This window comes from Comamonas sp. (assembly GCF_036643215.1).
Lineage (GTDB): Bacteria > Pseudomonadota > Gammaproteobacteria > Burkholderiales > Burkholderiaceae_C > Comamonas.
In genome coordinates, this window is sequence record NZ_JAVXSJ010000021.1 from 48,379 (window position 1) to 71,054 (window position 22,676).

Annotated in this window: 20 protein-coding genes; 9 read left to right on the forward strand and 11 right to left on the reverse strand. The window is 60.1% G+C overall.

The window, feature by feature from the left end; translation table 11 throughout:
• The first annotated feature begins 9 nt into the window (after positions 1–9).
• The gene (locus tag RSF91_RS14550) at positions 10–1,413 is read left to right on the forward strand and encodes an APC family permease (RefSeq protein ID WP_332569095.1); all 1,404 of its coding nucleotides are present in this window, start codon (positions 10–12) and stop codon (positions 1,411–1,413) included.
• Positions 1,414–1,438: 25 nt separating this feature from the next.
• Here the strand turns inward: RSF91_RS14550 and yjjJ are convergent, their stop codons facing one another.
• The 4 genes from yjjJ to RSF91_RS14570 all read right to left on the reverse strand — a co-directional run bounded on the left by yjjJ (position 1,439) and on the right by RSF91_RS14570 (position 7,054).
• On the reverse strand, positions 1,439–2,833 hold the full coding sequence (gene yjjJ / locus RSF91_RS14555) for a type II toxin-antitoxin system HipA family toxin YjjJ (protein ID WP_332569096.1): 1,395 nt from the start codon (positions 2,831–2,833) through the stop codon (positions 1,439–1,441).
• Positions 2,834–3,014: 181 nt separating this feature from the next.
• Positions 3,015–4,754, reverse strand: coding sequence for an amidohydrolase (locus tag RSF91_RS14560; protein ID WP_332569097.1), 1,740 nt, complete (start codon positions 4,752–4,754; stop codon positions 3,015–3,017).
• A 170-nt stretch (positions 4,755–4,924) separates the two neighbouring features.
• Complete coding sequence (locus RSF91_RS14565) at positions 4,925–6,136, reverse strand: MFS transporter (RefSeq protein WP_332577555.1); 1,212 nt, start codon at positions 6,134–6,136, stop codon at positions 4,925–4,927.
• A gap of 123 nt (positions 6,137–6,259) precedes the next feature.
• Positions 6,260–7,054, reverse strand: a complete 795-nt coding sequence (locus RSF91_RS14570; RefSeq protein WP_332569114.1) for an aldo/keto reductase — start codon at positions 7,052–7,054, stop codon at positions 6,260–6,262.
• Positions 7,055–7,331: 277 nt separating this feature from the next.
• Here RSF91_RS14570 and RSF91_RS14575 point away from each other — a divergent pair, with 277 nt between their 5' ends.
• The 3 genes from RSF91_RS14575 (at position 7,332) to RSF91_RS14585 (ending at position 9,495) form a co-directional block, all read left to right on the forward strand.
• A complete protein-coding gene (locus RSF91_RS14575) occupies positions 7,332–8,183 on the forward strand; it encodes a DUF2167 domain-containing protein (RefSeq protein ID WP_332569098.1) in 852 nt (283 codons plus the stop codon).
• Positions 8,184–8,301: 118 nt separating this feature from the next.
• Positions 8,302–9,111 carry a hypothetical protein gene (locus RSF91_RS14580; RefSeq protein ID WP_332569099.1) on the forward strand — a complete coding sequence of 270 codons (810 nt, stop codon included), beginning with the start codon at positions 8,302–8,304 and terminating at the stop codon, positions 9,109–9,111.
• 69 nt (positions 9,112–9,180) lie between these two features.
• Positions 9,181–9,495, forward strand: a complete 315-nt coding sequence (locus tag RSF91_RS14585) for a DUF2322 family protein (RefSeq protein ID WP_332569100.1) — start codon at positions 9,181–9,183, stop codon at positions 9,493–9,495.
• Here RSF91_RS14585 and RSF91_RS14590 read toward each other — a convergent pair.
• The 7 genes from RSF91_RS14590 to RSF91_RS14620 all read right to left on the reverse strand — a co-directional run bounded on the left by RSF91_RS14590 (position 9,476) and on the right by RSF91_RS14620 (position 18,688).
• Positions 9,476–10,699 carry a GGDEF domain-containing protein gene (locus tag RSF91_RS14590; protein WP_332569101.1) on the reverse strand — a complete coding sequence of 408 codons (1,224 nt, stop codon included), beginning with the start codon at positions 10,697–10,699 and terminating at the stop codon, positions 9,476–9,478. The two genes, RSF91_RS14585 and RSF91_RS14590, sit on opposite strands and share 20 nt — an antisense overlap.
• A 185-nt stretch (positions 10,700–10,884) precedes the next feature.
• The gene (locus tag RSF91_RS14595) at positions 10,885–12,036 is read right to left on the reverse strand and encodes a YbdK family carboxylate-amine ligase (protein WP_332569102.1); all 1,152 of its coding nucleotides are present in this window, start codon (positions 12,034–12,036) and stop codon (positions 10,885–10,887) included.
• Positions 12,026–13,279, reverse strand: coding sequence for a cation:proton antiporter domain-containing protein (locus tag RSF91_RS14600; RefSeq protein ID WP_332569103.1), 1,254 nt, complete (start codon positions 13,277–13,279; stop codon positions 12,026–12,028). The genes RSF91_RS14595 and RSF91_RS14600 overlap by 11 nt, the downstream gene beginning before the upstream one ends.
• A 372-nt stretch (positions 13,280–13,651) precedes the next feature.
• Positions 13,652–14,536 carry a TIGR03915 family putative DNA repair protein gene (locus RSF91_RS14605; protein WP_332569104.1) on the reverse strand — a complete coding sequence of 295 codons (885 nt, stop codon included), beginning with the start codon at positions 14,534–14,536 and terminating at the stop codon, positions 13,652–13,654.
• 18 nt (positions 14,537–14,554) lie between these two features.
• On the reverse strand, positions 14,555–15,904 hold the full coding sequence (locus RSF91_RS14610) for a putative DNA modification/repair radical SAM protein (protein WP_332569105.1): 1,350 nt from the start codon (positions 15,902–15,904) through the stop codon (positions 14,555–14,557).
• 252 nt (positions 15,905–16,156) lie between these two features.
• Entirely contained in the window at positions 16,157–17,332 is a 1,176-nt protein-coding gene (locus RSF91_RS14615; protein ID WP_332569106.1) for a M20 aminoacylase family protein, read from the reverse strand.
• A gap of 15 nt (positions 17,333–17,347) precedes the next feature.
• Positions 17,348–18,688, reverse strand: coding sequence for a DUF3100 domain-containing protein (locus RSF91_RS14620; protein WP_332569107.1), 1,341 nt, complete (start codon positions 18,686–18,688; stop codon positions 17,348–17,350).
• Between the two features lie 204 nt (positions 18,689–18,892).
• Between RSF91_RS14620 and RSF91_RS14625 the strand changes: the two genes are divergently transcribed.
• The 5 genes from RSF91_RS14625 to RSF91_RS14645 all read left to right on the forward strand — a co-directional run.
• Positions 18,893–19,816: a LysR family transcriptional regulator gene (locus tag RSF91_RS14625; RefSeq protein WP_332569108.1), complete on the forward strand. Its 924-nt coding sequence runs from the start codon at positions 18,893–18,895 to the stop codon at positions 19,814–19,816.
• Between the two features lie 200 nt (positions 19,817–20,016).
• Positions 20,017–20,658 carry a VOC family protein gene (locus RSF91_RS14630; RefSeq protein ID WP_332569109.1) on the forward strand — a complete coding sequence of 214 codons (642 nt, stop codon included), beginning with the start codon at positions 20,017–20,019 and terminating at the stop codon, positions 20,656–20,658.
• Between the two features lie 198 nt (positions 20,659–20,856).
• A complete protein-coding gene (locus RSF91_RS14635; protein ID WP_099737964.1) occupies positions 20,857–21,210 on the forward strand; it encodes a zinc ribbon domain-containing protein YjdM in 354 nt (117 codons plus the stop codon).
• Positions 21,211–21,588, forward strand: a complete 378-nt coding sequence (locus RSF91_RS14640; protein ID WP_332569110.1) for a hypothetical protein — start codon at positions 21,211–21,213, stop codon at positions 21,586–21,588.
• A 391-nt stretch (positions 21,589–21,979) separates the two neighbouring features.
• Positions 21,980–22,676: MFS transporter (locus tag RSF91_RS14645; protein ID WP_332569111.1), on the forward strand; the 697-nt coding region annotated here is incomplete at its 3' end.

The following is a 22,676-nucleotide window of genomic DNA, read 5'->3' on the forward strand; positions in this document are numbered from 1 at the left end:
AAGACTGCCTTGACTGATCGCCCGCCCGCTGCGGCCCCGGCCTCATCCCATCCTCGTCTGCAAAAGACCCTGCTGCTCTGGCATGTGGTCATCATCGGCTTGGCTTATATCCAGCCCATGACGCTGCTGGACACCTTCGGCATGGTCTCGCGCGATTCGCTGCAGCATGTGCCCGCCTCTTACTTTGTGGCACTTCTGGCTGTACTGCTCACCTCGCTGAGCTACGGACATATGATCCGGCGCTACCCGTCCTCGGGCTCGGCCTATACCTATGCGCAAAAGGCCATTCACCCCAATGTGGGCTTCATGGTGGGCTGGTCGTCGCTGCTGGACTATCTGCTCTCGCCCATGGTCAATATCTTGCTGGCCAAGATCTACCTGACGGCCATCTTCCCCGAGGTCAACCACTGGTTCTGGATTGTCGGCCTTACTGCCGTGATGGTGCTGGTCAACCTGCGCGGGATTCGCTTTGTGGCCAATTTCAACGGGCTGATCGTCTTCTTTCAGTTGCTCATCATCGCCATCTTCACCTTCATGGTCTGGCGCGATCTGCATGCCGGTCATAACGCACTGGGCCCGATTGCCGAGCATGGCGGCAACAGCTTGTGGAACCTGTCGCCGTTCTGGTCAGCCCAGGCCGAGGTTGGCGCGCTGATTACCGGGGCGACGATTCTGTGCTTCTCTTTTACCGGGTTTGACTCGCTGAGCTCGCTGGCCGAGGAAACGCACGACACCGAAAACACGCTACCCAAGGCGATTTTTCTGACCGCGCTGATCTCGGGCCTGATCTTTATTGCCGCCACCTACTTTCTGCAGTTGTACTTTCCGGGCGACCCCAAGCAGTACTTTGAAGCCGTGGATGAGACCCAGCCCGAAATCCTCTTTCTGGTGGGTGGTGCGCTGTTCAAGTCGGTGGTGCTGGCCTTTGCCATCATCACCGTCATGGCTTCAGGCATTGCAGCGCACGCCGGTGTCTCGCGCCTGATGTATGTGATGGGGCGTGATGGCGTGATTCACAAGCGCTTTTTCGGCCACATCAGCCCCAAGTCCTTCACGCCTTCCTACAACATTGTGCTGGTCGGTGCGGTGGCGCTGACCGCAGGCTTTCTGAATCTGGAATACGTGGTCGCGCTCATCAGCTTTGGCGCGCTCACGGCCTTCAGCTTTGTAAACCTGTCCGTGCTGGCCGAATATGTCTGGCGCCAGCAGCGCTGGCACACCGTGGGTGATGTGCTGCGCTACATCGTCACGCCCGTGCTGGGCTTTATGAGCGTGGGCGCCATGTGGCTCAAGGTGGAGATGACGTCGCTGACCTCGGGCCTGATCTGGGGCAGCATTGGCCTGCTGTATCTGGGCATCATCACCGGTGGCTTTCGCAGCGCTGCACCGCAATACCGCGAGGATATTGAGTAAATAGGCAAGCTGGCCGTGAAAAGCGTCAGGCCAGCCGGTCAATGCGCATCTGAGCTGCGGCCAGATGCGCCTGCGTAGCCTCTATGCAAGGCGCAAACCGTGGGCTGAAGCGCGGCTCTGCTGCCAGCTGTTGCGCATAGCGCTGAGCCATCTCCAGTGCCGCACGCCAGATATCACCACTGATGGCTGGCACGATAAGCGGTGCACTCAGTTGGTGGTTCATGCCGCCGCCTGCATGGGGGGCAAAGCCCATGGGCGTCATATCGTAGGCCGGGGCCAGCTGGTACGGCCTACCCTTGTCTGAGGTAAAGGACAGGTTGCCGTTGTGCTTGTCGGTATTGCCAATCAAAGTGCCAAACGCCCAAAGCAGCGCCGCGCCATGCGCAGCTAAGCTGACCACGCAGTCCTGCGCAATCAAGGCCTGCGTGACCTCATGCCAAGAGCCACCGCTGCCGACAAATTCAGCATCCAGCGCCGACAGTGACAGCAAGGCCACGCGCCCCATGGCTCCCACGCGATCGAAACGCTGCACCTCCAGAAAGCGCTGACCACCGGCATCCAGCACGCAGCTGCTGGCAGCCGCCACGCCACTTTCGGCCAGTACCGACAGAGCGACATGCTCAGCCAGCAGCAGATCGCGCCAGCGTTCGCTGACGGCGTTATCTTCAGCGGCGCTGAACTTGACGATCACATGGGCCGCATTTCTATCGGCGTCAGCATCAGCTCCAGCCGCAGCATCGCCCGGCAAACCCGTCTGCACGTAGGCAGTGAATTTGGGCTGCTCGCCACCGGCGGATGAACCAGGCAGCTCTCCGGCCTCGGCTGCACCTGCCAGCGCGACATAGCCGGCCAGCTTGTCCGCCAGCGCCACGGGCTGGGGCAAGTCGGCATTGATAAAGCGCTGCTCGGCCTGCTCGCTCATCAGCAGATTGCCGGGCAGATCATCCCCGCTTTGCTGCAAAGCCTGAATCACATGCGTATCTGACCAGTCGCTGAGCCGCAGCGGCAGAGACAAGCGTCTTGCGTTCTGCCGTGCATAGGCCCGGCCCAGATAGCCCTGAGGCCGCATGTCGTACAGCCACCATGGCAAGCCTTCGCTATAGCTATCTGCCCCCTGCCCGCTCAGCAAGGCAAAACCTTCCGGTAGCACCGGCACCAATTGCCCCAGACGCTGCAACCTCCCCTCAGGCGTGATGCGCGAAACGGAGGACTCCAGACCCGCACGCCGCGCATCTCGCAAGGCGTACTGAATAGAACCATGAATAGATATACGAATAGCCTCATCCCCCAGCGATTTAAGCAAGCGCGACACCGTAGGCTGGCTGACATCTAAAGTCTGCGCAATGCTTTTACTGGTCTGGACACCTGCAGACAGCAGCTTTCTGAGCAAATCTGTACTGGTATCGAGTGTGGATGACATAGGTTTTGAATAAATCAATGAATAGGTTTATGAATAACTCTATCACTGATTGAATTTAGCGGCCATGCTGCCCTGAAAACACCGGGGTGGAATCCATCCACACCCGGCATATTTCAGATAAAAACAGCCTCTAGCGTTTGTATAGCAAGATAGCAAGCGCCAGGCGCTACTGTTTCAGGAGTTATTGGCGCTTGTAGACACTGCGCCCTTCCTTGATGGTCTCCAGCACCTGCAAGGACGCCAGCTGGTGCGGCGCAACGGTCAGCGGGTTGTCTGAAAGAATCACCAGGTCGGCCAGCTTGCCGACCTCGATGGAGCCCTTGCGGTCATCTTCAAAGTGCTGATAGGCCGACCAGATGGTCTGAGCCTTGAGGGCCACCCAGGGCGAGACTCGGTGCTCTGGCCCCAGCACCTTGCCCGTGCGCGTGGTGCGGTTGACCGTGGCATCGAGAACGCGCATGGATGAGGGCAGCGCCACGGGCGCATCGTGGTGAGAGGTGAACACCATGCCCTCCTCCAGCACCCAGCCCGTGGGCGAGATGTTCTGAGCGCGCGGATTGCCCAGCACCGAATCGCGGTGCCAATCGCCCCAGTAAAAGGTGTGCATGGGGAATAGCGAGGGGAAGATACCCAGCTCCTTGAGCTGAGGAATCTGATCGCGGCGCAGTGTCTGGCCATGAATCAGCACCGGGCGCACGGCCCGCGCTTTTTCGACCGGGCCGCTGGCCCGCACTGCAGCAATGAACTGGTCGATGGCGGCATCGCCGTTGCCATGCACCAGAATCTGCCTGCCGTTGTTGATGGCCTTGGCCACTTGTTCGTTGGCCTTGGCGTCGCTAATCGCGCCATAGCCTCGATAGCCTTGCTTCTGACCCTCGGGCGGCACCAGATAAGGTTCAGTCAGCCAGGCGGTCTTGCCTTGGGGCGAGCCATCGAGCGTGAGCTTTACGCCGCCGATGCGAAAACGATTGGTATAGCTGCGGCTGAAGTTCAGCTTGTTCATGAGCGCGCTGTCACCCAGTTGCAGCATGTCGGGGTAAGACACCACATCGATGACCAGGCGGCGCGACTCGGCAGCGGCCATGGCGGTGGCGATGGAGCCTGCGTCTGAGCGCCCATCCTGCGCCGTGGTGTAGCCAAACTCCAGGTAGAGCTTCTGGGCTTTTTCCAGCCAGTCCATGGACTGCTCCAGCGTGAGCTTGGGCATGATCTTGCCCAGCGTATGGAAGAAAGCGTTTTCCTCCAGCACGCCATTGGGCTGCTGGCTGCCCGCACGGCGGCGAATCACTCCGCCTTCAGGGTTGGGCGTACCTGCCCCAATGCCAGCGCGTGCCAGCGCTGCCGAATTGAGCGCGCCAAAGTGCCCTGACTGGTGAATCAGGGCAATCGGCAGATCGCGTGATACCGCATCCAGATCGTCTCTTGTGGGGTGGCGCTTTTCCTTCAGCTGAGAGTCGTCATAGCCAAAACCCAGCACGATGCCCAGCTGCTTGACCTCGGGCGAGACCTTGATGTATTCACGCAGCGTCTGCTGCAGATCGGCGATGGACGCATTGCCAGCATCAGGGGGCGGCAGCAGGTTGGCAGCAATCGCCTGCAGCCCCACGCCGCCGATATGACTGTGTGGGTCCACGAACCCGGGAATCAGCGTGCGCCCCTGCAAATCCAGCATGCGCGTGGCCTGGCCGCGCATCGCCTCCAACTCTTGCAGAGGACCTGCGGCCGTGATCAGCCCAGCCGTGACGGCCACCGCCTCCACCTGAGGCTGGGCGTCGTTCATGGTGAGAATCGGGCCGCCATAGTAAATGGCATCTGCAGGCTTGACCGCAGCAGACTTGCGCGAAGCACAGCCCGCGAGCCAGGGTGTTGATGACAATGCCGTCAGCGAAGCTGCGGTGGCGAGAAACTGGCGCTTTTGCATGATGAACCTCCAGAAGACTGCAGCGTAACCTCTGCCGCAGCAGAAATCATGCGCGCTTGTCTTGGAAAATCATCTGAGTCAGCGCAAAAAAACCATCCAATCAGGCTCTAGCGCTTTCTCATCAAGCGCAGAGAGCTACTAAATACAGAGCATCAGAACCCGCTACCGCCTCAGACTTTGAGGCGGCCCCAGCAGCGGTTCACGCCCAGCGCCAGCAACCAGCCAAGCACGCACATGCTGCCCGTCACCAGCCAGGTGAACTGCCAGCCGCCCATCCGCATGGCTACGGCGGCCACCAGTGGAGGTCCGGCAAACTGGCCTACGCAAGACCACTGCTGCATAAAGCCCACAGTGGTCGACACCGTTGATGGACTGGGTGCCAGATGCATAGCCGTGGTGAACAAGGTGGCCGGAATCAGGCCGCCCGTGGCCGAAAACAAAAACACCGCCACAAAACGCAGCCACAGCGGCGCAAGCGGTTCGCCGCCAACCTGCACATAGGCCAGCAGCGCGCACAGGCCCATCAGTACAAAACCGGTTTGCAAGCAGCGCGCGGGGCTCCAGCCACGCTTTTGCAACTTGCCAGAAGCCACATTGCCCAGCAAATTGGCCGCCGCCACCGCCGCAGTGAGCACGCCTGCCAGCTTGGCGCTAAGCCCTGCCTGCCCATAAAGCGTGGGCAAAAAGCCGATGACACCCATCCACTGGCTCGAATACAGCATGAAGCCCAGCGACACCAGCCATGGCCCGGGGCTGCGCAGCGTAAGCGCCAGGCGCGGCCGACAGCCATCATTGCTAGGCGTTGTTGCTACCAAAGCATGAGCAGCATCCGCAGGTACCATGCGCCATACCGCCAAAAAGGCCAAAATGGAGGTGCAACCCAGCGCAATCCACCAGGTCTGCCAGCTGGTCGCCTGCAGCACCCAGGGGCCGAGAAACAGGCCAATAGCACTGCCAATAGGCATATAAGAGCCCCACCAGCCCATGCGCGCACCCAGCTCAGACGGTTTGACGCTGCGGCGAATCAGGCCCGGCGCGGGCATGGCGATCAGCAAAAAGCCCATGCCTTCCAGCACGCGCAGCGCCAGCAGCCAGGCAAAGCCCGTGGCAGCAGCCCCCACCATGCTGGACAAGGCAATCAGTGCCAGCCCCACCAGCATGCTGCGCCGCAGCCCCCATTTATCGGCCCCCAGCCCCACCACCAGCCCAAACGCCATGCCTGCGACCTGCACGGTAGAGAGCAAAAAGCCAGCCTGCACCAACGATATGCCCAGCTCTTGCTGCAGCACGGGCACGGCCGGCGGCAGCTTGCCCACATGCAGCGAAGCACTGACGCCCGCTGCAACGATGATCCATGAGGGGTTCAGGCCCCGCTTCGCCATTGTCTGGATAGTCTCCACCGTGTTGTCTCTTTTTCTCAGGTAGCTAATATGTCAACTATCTAGCATAGGGCATAGCAGGCACGGCTTTGGACTATCTATCTGGGTTAGAGCCTGTTTACGCTCTTAAAGAATATCCAGCGGCTCTTTTTGGAGCGGCGCAGGTGATGCGCTGTCAATCAGCGCCAGATCTTGCTCAGTGAGTTTGAGCTGCAGCGCCCGGGCGTTGTCTCTCACATGCTCACTAGAGCCGCTTTCGGGGATGGCCACCACATGACCGCTGCGCATGGCCCAAGCCAGGGCCACCACACTGGCGCTGACGCCATGCCGCTCGCCAATGTCCGCCAGCAACGATTCATCCACCAGCTCGCCATGCCCCAGCGGGCAATAGGCCATAACGGTCACACCATGCTGCACGCACCAGGGCAGCAAGTCATATTCAATGCCTCGGCTAAAGACGTTGTAGAGCACCTGGTTGACCACGCAATTGCGCCCGCCGGGCACCTGCCACAGCTCCTGCATATCGTCGGTGTCGAAATTAGAGACGCCCCAGTGCCGAATTTTTCCCTGCGCCTTCAGCTCTTCCAGCGCGGCCACGGTCTCGGCCAGCGGGGTGTTGCCGCGCCAGTGCAGCAGGTACAGGTCGATGCAGTCCACGCCCAGCTTATAGGCGCTGGCTTCAAACGCACGCTTAACCCCATTGCGACTGGCATTCATGGGCAGCACCTTGCTGACCAGAAAAGGCTGCGGCTGGCTGGCGGGCCAGTCCCGTAGCGCGTCGCCGATCAACTCTTCAGACAGACCGTCGCCATACATCTCGGCCGTGTCGATCAGCGTCAGCCCCAGTTGCAGACCGGTCAGCAAGGCCCGCTTTTCCTCATCCCAGCTACGGCGCCCTTGACCCAGATGCCAGCTGCCCATACCCAGATGAGCGTGCGGGGCTAAAAAGGATGAAGGGTGGGGAGTCTGGGTAGAGGTCTCAGTCACAGTCATGAAAAATTCCTTTGAGATAAAGCAGTTTCCCCTGATGCTACAAGCGCCCGGCGCTATCAATCTCGCTGCTTTGGTCAGCTCAGTTTCCGCCCGCTCGGCGCTGCGGCGTATTTACATCAGCTTCGTCATTGGTGTTTGCATAAAACTATCAATATCTGATAAAAATAGCTTTCATTAATAGATTCATAACACGGGAGTTCATCGCATGATAAAAACCATTGCCGCCGCCCTGCTCGGCATTTCATTGTCTCTGGGGGTTTGGGCCAAGACCGAATCCGCGCCAGAGCTGCCTGCTGAAATCAAGGCCTTGAACTGGCAGGAAAGCGGTAAAGGCGAAATCGCCGGTGAGGCCAGCGTTCAGATTCCATCGGGCTATGCCTTCCTTGGTCAGGCCGATACCTCCAAGCTGCTGCAAGCCTTTGGCAACCCGCCCAGCAGCGATCATTTTTTGATAGCACCCAAGTCGCTGGACTGGTTTGCCGTCTTCTCCTATGACGACACCGGCTATGTGAAGGACGACGAGAAAATCGATGCAGACGATTTGCTCAAGTCCATGAAGTCTGGCGACAAGGCCGGCAATGAAGAGCGCAAGAAACTGGGTCTGGCCGCCCTCTACACCGACGGCTGGCAGGTGGCTCCCCACTACGACATGGCCACCAAGCGCCTGGAATGGGGTCTGCGTCTGCGCGATGAATCGGGCGAGAAGAATGTGAACTACACCTCGCGCATTCTGGGTCGTGGTGGCGTGATGACGGCCACTCTGGTGTCTGACACCGAGACCCTGAGCCAGAACACCGCAGCGTTTCAGAAAGTGCTGACCGGCTTCGACTACAACAGCGGCCAAACCTATACCGAGTTCAAAAATGGCGACAAGGTGGCCGCTATCGGTCTGGGCGCACTGGTGCTGGGCGGCGCAGCAGCCGTCGCCACCAAAAAGGGCCTGTGGGGCATTATTGGCGGCTTTCTGGCAGCGACCTGGAAGTTCCTCATCGCCGGAGCTGTCGCCCTGTTCGCGGGCGTTGGCAAGCTGTTTGGCCGCAAAAAATCTGCTGAATAAAAAGCCGGCTGCTTAACTGGCTGATTGATCGGCTGATTCAGCGCCCTACCTCACAACCCCGCGACAACCCCGCGTATCGCTAAGATCGCGGGGTTTGTTTTTAGAAAGCCACTGCGCCTTGTATTTCACGATCACCACGCAGGTGCAGATTGTTCTGATCATCTGCCTGTTCTATCTGTACGACACCGCACTTCTGCTCAAGCCCGAAGAAGGCCTGCTGCGCAAAAGCCGCCGTGGCTGGCTGGCACAACTGGCAAGCCAGGGCTTTGAGCTGCGCCAGAACTGGCTGCTGTGGCCCTCTATTTTTGCCATTCACCAGCCCGTTTACCGCCTGCGCTGGAATGCCACGCAGATCACTCTGCCCGGTGATGCAAGGCCTGCAACTGCGCTGGCCACACACGCCAGCAGTTTCAGGGCTTTCACCCTGCCGCTCTACCTGCTGGGCGCTCTGCTGTTTGTAGCCCTGCCTGCCGCGCTGCTGGTGCTGCATTCAGAACTGGCCCAGCTCATCACACTGGCGCTGATCTATCTGTGCACGGCCTGCATCAGCGTTCTGGCATGGCGCCACGGCAAGCATGGGCACGGTGAACAATACAGTGACAGGGCCACCGCACGCTCCATCGCGGTGCAGATTTTGCTGTGCCCGCCTTTTGCGCTGAATGTGGTGCGCAAGCTGTCTCTGGCCTATGGCGCCCAGCCCGATCTGCTGCAAACAGCCCATGTGCTGATGGAGATGCCTCAGTGGTCTGCTTTTGCCCAGCAAGTACAAGGCGTCATGCAGCGCGAGATGCATGAGCTGGCCGATCTGCCCGAGTACGCCCAGCACCTTGAGAAAATGCAGCAAGCCCTGCACGCATTAAAGGCAGGTACAGAGGCAAGTACAAAGGCCGGTACGCCTGTCGCTCAAGCAATGACTCAACCGGACTGAGGCTGAACCGAAAAGACCTGTGCATGGCCCACAATCCATGGTTTCGACGAAAACTCACGCGAGCACACCATGGCCTTTGCCGACAACCTCAAGCAACTCCCCTCTATCGCTCATATTGCCGAGCTGCAACTGATCGATGCAGCTGGCAATCTGTCTGCCAGCATCCCCAATGCGCCGGGCAAGACCGGTTCGGTCACTGTCTATAACGCGCTGTTTGCCAAGCACGGCAGCATCAATGTCGCGGCGGCTGAAGAAGGTTTGCAGCTGTTTGCCGAGCACACCGAAGACGCCAAGGCCCGCCCCGGTGCGCACCCCAACATCGACCGCCTGCTGGACGTGATTGCCAGCGGCAAGGGTTACGCCGTCAAGGTAGTGGCCTCCTGAGATCACCTGGCTTTTCGCCAAGTACAGCGTCCGGACCAACATCTTCCGGGCCAGCCCATTGCACACAGTTGCGCCCGGATTTCTTACCCCGGTACAGAGCGGCATCGGCCAGCGCCAGCTGATGATCAAATGACTGCACATCCATAAACGGTGCTGAAACGCCAAGGGTGGCGGTGCAGCGAACGGGGCCGTGCATGCTGATGCCGGGGATTTCGATCTGCGCAATCGCAGCACGTATGCGCTCAGCCAGTCTCATGGCTTCCGCCGTCTCCAGCCCCAGGCAGACAATCAAGAATTCCTCGCCGCCCAGCCTGCATTTCAGATCGCTCTTGCGGGTGCTTTTCCGAATCGCCTCGGCGACATGGCACAGCACCATGTCGCCAAACTTGTGGCCATAGCTGTCATTGATGCGCTTGAAATGGTCGATGTCTACGATCAAAACATGGGCGGGTGTGGCATTTCTGGCAGCAAAGTGCTGCTCCAGCCCATTGAGCAGACCACGGCGGTTGAGCAACTGCGTCAGCGGATCATGCGCGGCCATGGCGCTGAGTTCATCCGCCAGACGGCGCAGAACCAGCCAGACGACGGCTGGCGGAATGACTGTCCCCAGAAAAGACATATAGAGGTAGAACACCGTCTGAAAGCGGCTGTTCATGTTCAGCGCCTCCAGGCCGCCCTGCAAGATGAATGCGAACTTCACGGCGTTCAGCACGCCAATGCCGGCAATCAACAGGGCTAGCACGACAGTCTCTACCGGCGTGTCTTTGGCAAAGCTGCGAATGCCACTGATCAACGCACTGGCCATGCCCAGAAACAGCAAGGCGCATGATGCAGCCAGCAGGGCCTGGCGCGCTTCCTGGCCCAGCGTCCACTGCACCAGAGCCTGAGCGCCGGTATAGATCACCGCCACCGCAAGCAGCGGCCGCAGCACGGGCACCGGGCGATTGAAAAAATGCAGTGCCCCCAGCAAATAGGTGACGGGCGCACAGAGCGTCAGCGTGTGATTAAGCGCACTGATCAGGCTCCACCCCGGCTGGCCGCCCAGCAACTGCATGATGTAGGCGCAGCCCAGCAGAAGATTGCCCAGCGCAAAGACTTCCATGCCCAATTTTTTGCCATGCAGCCGACGGCTGATCAGCATGAACATGACGCAAAAGCACAGCAGATGCACGCAGAGCATGCCAAGAATGACGGTAGCAACCATGAATTCGTTCTTCTCGAATAATGGCAGGCACTGCTTGTGAGACGCGATGAGACAAACAAGACCTGAAGTAGAAAAGCAATTCAGGCCTTCTTACCGCGCAATCGTAAAGATTTGCAACTTCGCGCGTCAAGTACATTTCGCCCTGCTGATCGATTCAGCAGCAATTCACGCTTACCCCCCATCCATCAGCCCCGGCCACTGAACCTGAGCGAGGCCTGGCGCACCACCTCAGGCAGTTGCTGCACCTTGGCATAACGCTCGCGCAGCCAGCAGGCATCGTTACCCTGTGGCCCCAGCACCTGCTTCAAATCTTGTAGCGCGCTGCGTCCATTGGCCGGGGCGTAGCTGCTGATTTTCTGCAGCGTCAGCGCGATATGCTCGCGCAGCGAATGCTGCTCGCTGCTCACCGGGTCCACATAGGTCCCGTCCAGACCAAAGCGGCAGGCCTGAAAACGGTTGTAGGTGTAGACCAGATAGTCATCTTCGCTGGGCTCAAAAGGCTGCTCGCTCAGAAACCAGGCCCCCAGCGCCTGCACATAGGCCGCCAGCTGCGCAGCGCGGTCTATGGAAAGCGGTGTGTCAAACACTCGCACCTCCACGGTGCCGAACTCGGGCTTGGGGCGTATATCCCAGTAAAAGTCCTTCATGCTGTGGATGACACCCGTGGCAGCCATTTTGTCAAAGTAGCGCTCAAAGTCTTCCCAGTGCAGTGCAAACGGCGCGCGGCCCGAGAGCGGGAAAGCAAAAACGGAGTTGAGCCGGGCTGAGTCAAACGCCGTGTCCTGCCCCTGCACAAAGGGGCTGGAGGCAGACAGCGCAATGAAATGCGGAATGTAGCGCGACAGGCGGTGCAGCATCATCAGCGCATCGTCCGCACTGGGGCAGCCCACATGCACATGCTGGCCGAAGATGGTGAATTGCTTGGTCAGGTAGCCATACAGCGCCGTCATCTCCTTGAAGCGCGGCTTGTCATAAATGCGCTGCTGGTGCCATTGCTGAAACGGGTGGGTGCCGCCACCGGCCAGTGTGATGTTGAGGCGATCTGCCGCCTTGACCAGCGCATCGCGCGTCACGCTGAGCTGTTCATAGGCATCCTGCGCATCCTGGCAGATGCCGGTAGATATCTCGATCATGCTGGCCGTCACCTCGGGCACGATGGAGCCAGGGACCTTGGCATTTTTCAGCAGCGCCAACATGTCGGGCGCATAAGGCGCCATGTCGTAGTGATGGGTGCTGAGCAGTTGCAGCTCAAGCTCTACACCCAGCGACAGAGCCTGCGATAGGGCGAACTCGCCCAGCTTCTCCCTAGGGTTCTGAGATTGTGTTTCAGCTGTCATGGCGCTTCTCCCCTCTTTGCAATGCGGCGCGGCCCATGCCCCGATGCGCATCGCCGCTGCGCCACAGGGCACTAGCAGCCAGCAGCACGCCCAGCACCTCGCACAAGGCAATCATGGGCAGGGCAATCGCCGCCAGTTGCTGGGCCACGCCCAGGTTGAAAACGGACCATTGCTGCACCAGCCCAGACACCATGAGCAAGGCCACGCCCGACAGCGCGATCTGCCCACAAGCCACGGGCCACTGCCTGCGCCAGCCAATGGCCGTGCCGTTGCCCAGTAGCAAAATTGCAGAAAATTTGGCCACAAGCCTTGCCAGTAGAGCGCTAGCCACTACAGAAATCAGAGCAAGCGACAGCCCGACCTGCGCAGCAATGCTGGCTACCAGCACAAACATCAGCAGATTGAGCATGGCGTTGGCGGCCTGAAAAGCCTGAGGCCAGACCAGCGGCCGGGGGCTGAGATTGCGCAGCAGCAGCCCCGCCACCGTAAAGGCCAACGCGGCAGAGCCGCCCCACTGCTGGGCCAGCAGGCAAACCGCGACCATGGCGGCCAGCAGGTACAAGGCCGTGGTGTCGCTGCGCGAAGACTGCCAGCGCAGCACGGGCCAGAAAGCGGCTGTCAGCAACGCAGCCCAGAGCAAGGTGAACAGAACGCTGAGCAGCAAGCGCCCCAGACCGGCACTTGAAAACTGCAGCCCGCCACCAGCAGCGGCTGCCGCAGGCAGAAACACCACCGTCAACACAAGCGCGCCCAACAGCGCCAGCAAGGTGCTGATCGTGGCCAGCAGCAGGCTTCTATCGGTAACCGCACCGCTGGCACGCAGATCATCGGCAATGCGCAGCAAAACAGCAGGTGATGCCGCCATGGACACCACGCCCACAGCCAGAGCCACAGACCAATCCCAGCCCAGCACCCGCAGCACCCCGCCAACCAGAGCCAGCGTCAGCAGCGACTCACCCAGACTTTGCAAGATCAGCCACGGCTGGCGCAGCAGCCAGGGCAAGGACAACTGCGATGCCGCCAACAGCAGGCTCACGCCCACAGCGACCTCCAGCAGCAGCAAAGTGCTGCCTTGCAGCGGCCATGGCAAATCACCAAAACCCAGCCAACCACCCACCAGCCCGACCAGCGTGTAACCCAGCATGCGCGGGTAACCGGTAAAGCGATGGACCAGATGACCGAGCAAAGCCGCTGCGATGACCAAGACACACCAGTTCAGAATCGTTTGCGATGCGGACAACATCGGCGCCCTCCTGTTTCAATGTCGGACACCAAGCCAAGCAATGGATCCGACTTGCTGCAGGCAGCGTTGCGTGATGGACAGCGAAACTGCTGTCAGAAATGGCTGAAAAGCCGGGTGCAACACCTGCGGGAGATGGCTGGCAAGCTGCCTGATACAGGCTCATGATGCAAACACAACCACCGCGCACGCCTTGCTCAGCCGCACTGGCAAGGCACTGAAACCATGATACGTGCATGCTGCGCGGCAACAAAACACGCTGTCAGCAAAGCTGGCGGGCGAAAAACGTTAGCGCCCTATCGACCCTGTAGACCCTGACTAGACCAGAGCCTTTGCACAACCGGACTCTCGACGCGATCCCGCCTCAGCATTGCCTCAGGTTTGCAACATGCGCTGGGTGCGGCCACGGGCACCCGCCACCAGCTCGCTGATCAGCACTGCCTCAGGCAGGTTTTTCCAGTATTTTCGCGGCATCTCGCGCTGCATGGCCTGCTCTTTGAGGCGCGCGGGGTTGAAGGTGGAGCGGTAATAAGTCAGCCACAGTTGCTCGCCCGCATCCGGGCCGGGGGCCTGATCCGCCGTGCTGCCGGGGGCGAGCAGCAACTGCTCCAAGTCCCAGTAAACACTGCATTGCGGCGTAAGAATTGCCCAGCGCATATTGGGAAAACGTCGGCGAAAAAAGCCCGAAGCCGCGCGCAGCACATGGTGCTCTGGCTCGAACCATGCGATTTGCGTGGCCTGCCCCTCGGCCTCAGTCCCAGGAACAGGCCTGAAGCGCACAAACGCATGCATTTTGTGAATCTCGCGGCCCGCCGCTTTCGCCAGGCGTTCAATCTCACGCCAGTCACTATCTAGAGCATCCAGCCTGAGCCTGTGGTCTGCCTGCAAGCGATACAGCCAGCGGTAGCACAGCGCAAAGCGGCCTGCCAGACTGTGGCAGCAGGCCAGCCGCAGGGTAGACAGCTGGCTCTTACCCAAACGCAGCGGCTGGGCCGGTGGCAGCGGCAACTGGTCCAGCGCATCGGGTGTCAGCGCCCTGCCCACCACACTGCCCGCTTCATCGGCGGCAAACAAATCCTGCGCTGGCATCTGTCGCGCCAGCGGCTGGCAAAAGCGCCAGCGCACGGCATGCGGCTCGGCGTTCAGGGCCAGCAGCACACGGGCAGCCTGACGAAAGCCGTCAAAGTCATCCGGCTGGGCCAGCTCGATCACCAGAAAATCGCTGGATATAGCGCTGGATGATTCAAGGTTTGTTTCCATCTGAGCCATTCAGCACAATCAGTCAAACAGTGAAAGCTGAGATGTTTTTGCGCTCAAGCCTATGTCTGGCAAGCGCATACCGCTATGCTTTTGTTGAACTACGCCGTGACTCATGCGCTGCAGCAATTGCTGGCGCAGCAGCGGGCTTTCCAGATCAGCGCGGCGCGGGTGGTAGTCCGCCAGCTCCACAAAGGCCAGCACCTTGGCCGTGGCAATGCGCAGCTGCTGCAGATCAGCCAGCCGCAAGCTGCGCCCCCGCCGTGCCATCATCAGGCGCTGCACGCTGCGCACGCCCAGACCGGGCACGCGCAGCAGCCACTCCTTGGGCGCACGGTTGAGGTTGATGGGAAAGTGCTGCCTATGCGCCAGCGCCCAGGCCAGCTTGGGGTCCAGCTCCAGGTCCAGCATGCCGCCGCTACCGGGCAGCACGATCTCTTGATGAGCGAAGCCATAAAAGCGCATCAGCCAGTCCGCCTGATACAGCCTGTGCTCACGCAGCAGCGGTGGTGCCTGCAGCGGCAAATCAGCCGAGGCATCGGGAATGGGGCTGAAGGCCGAGTAATACACGCGCCGCAACCCGTGACCACCGTACAGACCGCTGCTGGTGAGCAAAATGGCGGCATCGCTGGCATCGTCCGCGCCCACAATCATCTGCGTGCTCTGCCCGCCAGGGGCATAGCGCGGCGGCCTGGCGCGGCGCACGCGCTGGCTGCCGGGCAGCGAGATGATGCTGCTGGCCGCCTGAGAACGCCATTCTTCTTTGGCAGTCTGGATATGCCTGGCCACCTCGCCCATGGCCGATTGAATCTGCTTGGCGTCTTTTTCAGGGGCCAGTTGCTGCAGACCCTCTTGGGTGGGCAGTTCAATATTGATGCTGAGCCGGTCGGCATAGCGGCCCGCCAGCGCCAGCAGCTCGGGGGCCGCATCGGGAATGGTCTTGAGGTGGATATAGCCACGAAAGTCGTGATCTTCGCGCAGGCTGCGCGCCACCTCCACCAGTTGTTCCATGGTGTAGTCACTGGATTGAATGATGCCGCTCGATAGAAACAGCCCCTCAATGCAGTTGCGGCGGTAGAAGTCCAGCGTCAGCGCCACCACCTCAGCGGCCGTAAAGCGCGCCCTCTGCACGTTGGAGCTTTTACGGTTGATGCAGTAGCGGCAGTCGTAAATGCAGAAATTGGTCAGCAGGATCTTGAGCAGCGAGATACAGCGACCATCCGGCGCGTAGCTGTGGCAAATGCCCATTCCTTCGGACGATCCCATACCCTTGCCGCCCAGCGAATTGCGCCCCTTAACGCCGCTGGAGGCACAGCTGGCGTCGTATTTGGCGGCATCAGCCAGGATGCTGAGTTTGGCAATGGTTTCCATGATTGAGATCGGAATCGCTGGACGACCACCGAAATACTGTTTATTTATACAGTACTCTAACCCATTAACCACTGATCGCAAACACAGAAATTTCAGGCTTCACCCAAAGATTCAGCATCAAACAGGCCGCAAACGCTTGTTCTGAAAGCGATAGCAGCTATCAATTTTCAAACCTTGCAGACGCTTGCTGATACAAAAAAAGCCGGGTCAAAACCCGGCTTTTCATGGATGGCAATGCTGGCTTATTGAAGCTTATGCAGGCAGCTTGCCATCGCGCAGCAGCGCGCCCACCAGCTCGACCCAGTAGCGCATGCCCAGCGGCAAGTTGGCGTCGTTGAAGTCGTACTTTGGGTTGTGCAGCGATGCACTTTCTTCGCCGTTGCCCAGCCAGATATAGACACCGGGGCATTCTTGCGCCATGAAGGCGAAGTCTTCCGAGGCCATGCTGGGCACCATGTCGCGGCGCACTTTGCCTTCGCCCAGCACCGTGGTCAGCACATCCGCACACACTTCTGAGTGCGTGGCGTTGTTGATGGTGGCGGGGTAGCTGACGCGGTAGTCCAGCTTGGCCTCCAGCCCGTGCAGCGCGCAGGTGGCGGCGATGGCGTCGCGAAAGCGCTGTTCAATGCGCGCGCGCTGGGGCATGTCAAAACAGCGCACGGTGCCGCGCAGCTTGATGGCTTCGGGCATCACGTTGTAGGTGTCGCCCGCGTTAAAGCTGGTGACGCTCAGCACGGCGGGCTTGTGCACTTCTTGCTCGCGGGCGATGAGTGCAGGCAAGTGCGTGACCAGCTGGCAGGCGGCCAGCAGTGCGTCTTTGCCCAGGTGCGGCATGGCGGCGTGGCAGCCCTTGCCGATCAAGGTCAGATCAAAAATGTCAAACGCGGCCATCACCGGGCCGGGGTGGACTGCTGCCGTGCCCACGGGTAAGCCGGGCCAGTTGTGCATGCTGTACACCGCATCCATGGGGAAGCGCTTGAACAGGCCGTCTTCGATCATGGCGCGCGCGCCGCCCTCGTTTTCTTCAGCGGGCTGAAAGATGAAGTGCACGGTGCCCGCAAAGTCGGGGTGCGATGCCAGCGCTTGCGCAGCGCCCAGCAACATGCTGGTGTGACCGTCGTGACCACAGGCGTGCATGCGGCCGGTGTGGGTGGATGCGTGCTCGCACTGGTTCAGCTCGGTCACGTTCAGCGCATCCATATCGGCGCGCAGGCCGATGGATGGGCCAGCGCCGCGCAGCCCCTTGAGCACGGCGACCACGCCGGTACCGGCCAGACCGGTGTGCACTTCCAGCCCAAAGCTGGTCAGCAGCTCGATCACACGGGCGCTGGTGCGGTGTTCCTGAAACGCGGTTTCGGGATGGCGGTGAAAGTCATGACGCCAAGCTTGCATGGCTTGCTGGCCGGGCCATTGAATAGTGTTCAACATAGGGCGTTGCTTCGATTACATCGTGTGCACAAAGGTCTGGGCGATCATGGTGGCCGCCAGGAACACACCGGCATTGGCCAGCAACGAGACGACGACGATGCGCCAGCCCAGGCGGCGGAAGGCAGGAATATCTTTGGCCAGCGACAGACCCGCAAAGGTCAGCATGGGCGTAATCATGGCCAGAAAGCTGACCTTGGCCGTCATGGCTGAGATTTCAGCCGCAAAAGGGGTATGCGGGAAGGTCATGGCCATGGCGATGAAAGAAATCCAGCACACGGCAGGCAGCTTGCGGCGCGTGCCGACATAGATCAGGTCGCCCACCAGCACGGCAGCAATGATGAGCAGCACGCCGGGCAGTGCATCCATCACAGGAATGCCGTAGCCAATGCGGTTGCCAATCAGCACCATCACACCCACCCAGACCCAGCTCAGCAGGCGCATGCCCAGGCTCAGTGCCGGTACATCCACCTTTTCTTCGTCTGCAGCGCCAGCGGCCACGGCCTTTTCCACCGCAGCAGCCTTGCGCTTGCGGCCCAGAATAGGCTCCAGCCATTGATAGGCACGCACGGCCAGCGGCAGCGAGATGAACAGGGTCAAATACGTACCGACGGTGGTGGCGATCAGGTTAGCCGCAGCGGCAAAGGTGGCGATCTGGTCGCCCATTTCGGGGTGCTGGGCGGCAATGGCGCCCACGGCGGCGGCTGTCATACTACCCGAACCCACGCCAGCACCCATGCCCAAAGCGATGGGGTGAAAGATGTTCAGACTGGAGACAAAGCCCGCCAGCAGCGAGATAAAGATCGCGCCAATCAGCGTGCCGGTAATGTATTCGGCCAGTACGCCGCGGCCTTCGGGCGAATCCATGCCAAAGCGCTCACCGATGATGGCAAGGCCGGGCTCACGACCGATGGAGAAGGTCGCGCCAATCGCCTCGCGCTTGATGCCCAGCATCAGCGCCACGGGCATGCCCAGTGCTACGCAGCCAATCAGGTTACCCAGCTCTTGCAGCACCAGACCCCAGCCCACTTGCGCCAGTTGCGGCAGCGATCCGCCCACAAGCAAGCCCAGCTTGGCAATAAACAAAAACAGGGCACAAGACAGCACAGCGGCGGCCAAGTTCTGGCTATACAGCCCCAGTTGCAGCGGGCCGGGCAGGCGTTTGCGCAGCAGGCCCAGCACCAGTCCAATCAGCAGCGCCCAGATCATGGGCAGCAACACCACCTTACCCACGCCCAAAGCGATAGGCAGCGGCCCCAGCCATTCGGACAATGCCGCAATCCCCAGCGCCAGCGCAAAAACTTGCACCACACTGCTCATCTTCAACGCTGCCTTGGCTGGCTGCACCTCTGTACGCATCAAACTTCCTTGCGCACGACGGCGGCTGCCGACGCACTGAAATAGCTATGAACCCTGAAAAATGGGCACAGCCAGCCCAAGCTGGCACTCACCCATGCGGGCGTCGAATATAACAATGCATATATTGCATACGCTTCGCATTTCTGTTCTAAAAAAGTGAACATACGTAGGTTTACAGACTTAATTTAGCACCCACAATCAGGCATGCCTGCATTCCAAGACTCCCGCGCCCGCTATCTTTTTGAAGCCGTGTACTGCGGCTCGGTGCGTGCTGCGGCCGAAAAGCTGGGCATCGTGCCCTCAGCCGTCAGCCGCCAGATCAGCCTGCTGGAAGAAGAGCTAGGCCTGGCCCTGCTGGAGCGCCACCGCCACGGCGTGGTGCCGACCGAAGCCGGTCAGCTGATTCTGGACTACCACCGCGAGCACACCGCCCACCAGCATGACATGCTGGCCAAGGTCGATGCCATGCGCGGCCTGCACAGCGGCAGCGTCAGCGTGGTCAGCGGCGAAGGCTTTGCCCAAGAGCTGATTGACGGGCCGATTCGCCAGTTTCGCCAGCAGTACCCCGGCGTCAGCATCTCGCTGGAGATTTACGGCACCACCGAGATCATGCGCCGCATCCGCGAAGACGCGGCGGAGATCGGGCTGGTGTACTACCCGCCCGCTGACAGCCACATCACCGCCCGCGGCACCGCGCGCCAGCCCATGCACGCCATCGTGCACGCCCAGCACCCACTGGCCAGCGCGACGCACACCTCGCTGCAAGAGCTGAACCAGTGGCCCATCGCCATGCTGCAAGGCGTGTACGGCATTCGCCAGTTGATTGAATATGCCGAGCACGCCGACAAAATTCACCTCAGCCCCGCGCTCACCAGCAATTTGATCAGCGTGCTGCTGGCCTTTGTCAGCAGCGGCCAAGGCGTAACCCTGCTGCCGCCCTGCTCCGTCACGGCGGCGCTGCTCAGCGGCCGCCTGCGCGCCATTCCCATTCACAACCCAGCCTTTCAGGATGCGGAGATGCAGCTCATCACCCGTACCGGCAGGCATCTCTCGCCCGCCGCGAACCGCTTTTTGCTGTACTGCATGCAGGGCATACAGGCGTTTCAGACCGACCAGCAGATCGCGTAGCCAATGCCGATTGATTGAGGTACTGTATTTATTAACAGCAACTCGATCATTGGAGACAAAAAGCACTGCCTCATCCATCCCGCAGCCGCCCCAAAAGCCACAGAGCCTGAGCAGAACAGGCGCGTTTGAGGCAGATCAGCACAGGCAAGTCTTCAGAGTCCTATCATCGGTAACCCCTTGAATGCTCTGCGAAGCCTGCTATGTTTTTTGGAATCAGCCATCTTATTGTCCCCACCGCCGATCTGGAGCGCTCCGCCCAGCTGTGGCGCGATGTGATCGGCTTTGCCGAGGTACGCAGGGGCGATGGCTATGTGGACATCGACACCGGCAGCGCCACGCTGCGGCTGGCGCAGGTCAGCCGGGTCGAATCCAGCCTGTCGCTGCGCCTGCAGGTCAGCCAGGTGCAGACCACTTATGACACCTTGCTCGCCGCTGGCTGCAGCACGCGCTACGCGCCCATGAAAACGCCAGAGCTGGAAGAAATGGCCTGCGTGAGCGATGGCGACAACCACTCCATCGTGCTGTGGCGGCAGCTGAGCGAAGACGAATGGGGCTTTGTGCCAGACCTGCCCAAACAAGGCGAATGGCTGCCCGAGGCCGAGGCCCTGCTCAAGCGCCTGCTGGCCCATGTGCCCGCCCTCTTTCGCATGCTGGCGCGGCGCAAGACCACGCGGGTGATTGAGCAACTGGCGGCAGAAGCCAGAAGCCCTGTGACCTGCGACTGCGTGATCAAGGGCTATATCACCGCATCGGCCAAGATCACCCGTTTCAGGCTGGTGGAGCCGCTGCGCGCCGAAGGCATCAACCCCGATGATTACCAGGCCGAGTTTGACTACGAATAGGCGTCAAAACATCTATCAAAACCGGCTGTAGCGCTTATTGATATTGCGCTAGCAGCTATTAAAAGCATAGAAAACAGAGCACTGGCAGCCGGGGCGCAACACCCACAATCCGCACCCCGGCCTGCCACTACTGCGCAAAGGCTAAGCTCTGCCTTTCTTCCTTGCTTCTTCCTTTTTTTCTTGATTGAAAGCGATTCCTTGAGCACTACCTCTTTGCCCACTTGCCCCCAATGCGGCCTGGACAACACCTACCCTGACGGCGACCTGCTGATCTGCCCCGACTGCAGCCACGAATGGTCGGCTGGCGCTGCGGCTGACGACGAAGACAGCGGCCCGCGCATCATCAAAGACGCCAACGGCACGCCTTTGGCGGATGGCGACAGCGTGCTGCTGGTCAAGGACCTGAAGGTCAAGGGCTCGTCCACCGTGATCAAGAAGGGCACCAAGATCAAAGGCATTCGCCTCGTCTATGACAACGGCGACCACGATGTGGACTGCAAGACAGATCAGGGGCCGTTCATTCTCAAGTCTGAGTTCCTGAAAAAGGCTTGATTGCCAAATAGCGTCACAGCCCTGATCAATCAGGCGCTGGGCGCTATCAAAACCGTGATTCAGCGGATGCCAGTTCCTGCTGAATCACTCAAAACGGGTGTGAGCGCCCGCGCAGGCTCGCGCACAATTCGTCGATCCCAAAAATTGGGACCAAGCCCCTGCAATGGGGGCTGGCAAGCGTTGATTTCGCCGCTGCGCATGATCAGTGAAAACCCGAATCGCCATCGCCCGATTCACGCCCGTTTTTTGATCACGAAATACCGGCGCTCCCCTCGACAGCAGGTCGATTCTGGCACCCCAAAACCACCCGTTTTCAGCCCTGCCAAGCGCACCCTAGGTTTACCCTTGTTGTCGCAATATGACAATCGCTTTGCATAAAGCGTTAAGTCTGCAGCACCACCTGAACCTACATTGACCCAGAACCTTGTCGCTCTGCCTTGCAGGCCGCCGGGGTTTGGAGACAAATGGCGAAGGTACGCAATGAATCAAAAACGAGAAGACAAGCGCGCGCAGCTCCACGCAGACTGCCGCGATACCGGCAAGACGATTGCCTCTGAACCGGCGCATCAAGATGCCAGCACGGTGCGATCTGCACACAGGCTCAAGCCCTGTTTATCCAGTCAGTCCTAGAGAAAAAACCAGCTTGACCTGCGCCGTCAGCCCCGGTTTCTAGACCTGGCCCAGTGCGCAAGCTGTGCAGGAGCTCCGCCAAGAGATGCTCCGCACGCACCCGATCTCGCCGTCATACACCCACTTCAAGAAGACCAAGATGAATCCAAGCGCAACCACTGTTCAGGGCATCCCACTCCGAACCAAGGCAGCCAGCCCCGACATCGCTGCAGACAACGCGCTGTACTCCAAGGTCAGCTGGAGACTGCTGCCCCTGCTGCTGCTGTGCTACATGGTCGCCTACCTCGACCGCATCAACATTGGTTACGCGCAAATCCAGATGAAACAGACGCTGGACTTTGGCGACGCCGCCTACGGCTTTGGCGCGGGCCTGTTCTTCATTGGCTACTTTCTGTTTGAAGTGCCCAGCAACCTGCTGCTGGAAAAAATCGGCACCCGCAAGACCCTGATGCGCATCATGGTCGTCTGGGGCGTCATCGCCACGGCCATGGCCTGGGTCTCCACGCCCATGCAGTTCTACGTGGCCCGCTTTCTGCTGGGCGCGTTCGAGGCGGGCTTTTTCCCCGGCGTCATTCTGTACTTCACCTACTGGTACCCCTCGGCCCGCCGCGGCCGTGTGATCTCCATTTTCCTGTCCGCCGTCATGGGCATGGCCATCGTCGCCGGCCCCCTGTGCGGAGCCATTCTGAAGTACATGAACGGCATTGACGGCCTGCACGGCTGGCAGTGGCTGTTCCTCATTCAAGGCCCTCCCGCCTGTATTCTGGGCGTCATCCTCTATTTCTACCTGCAAGACAGGCCTGCAGACGCCAAGTGGCTGACCGCCGAGGAAAAAG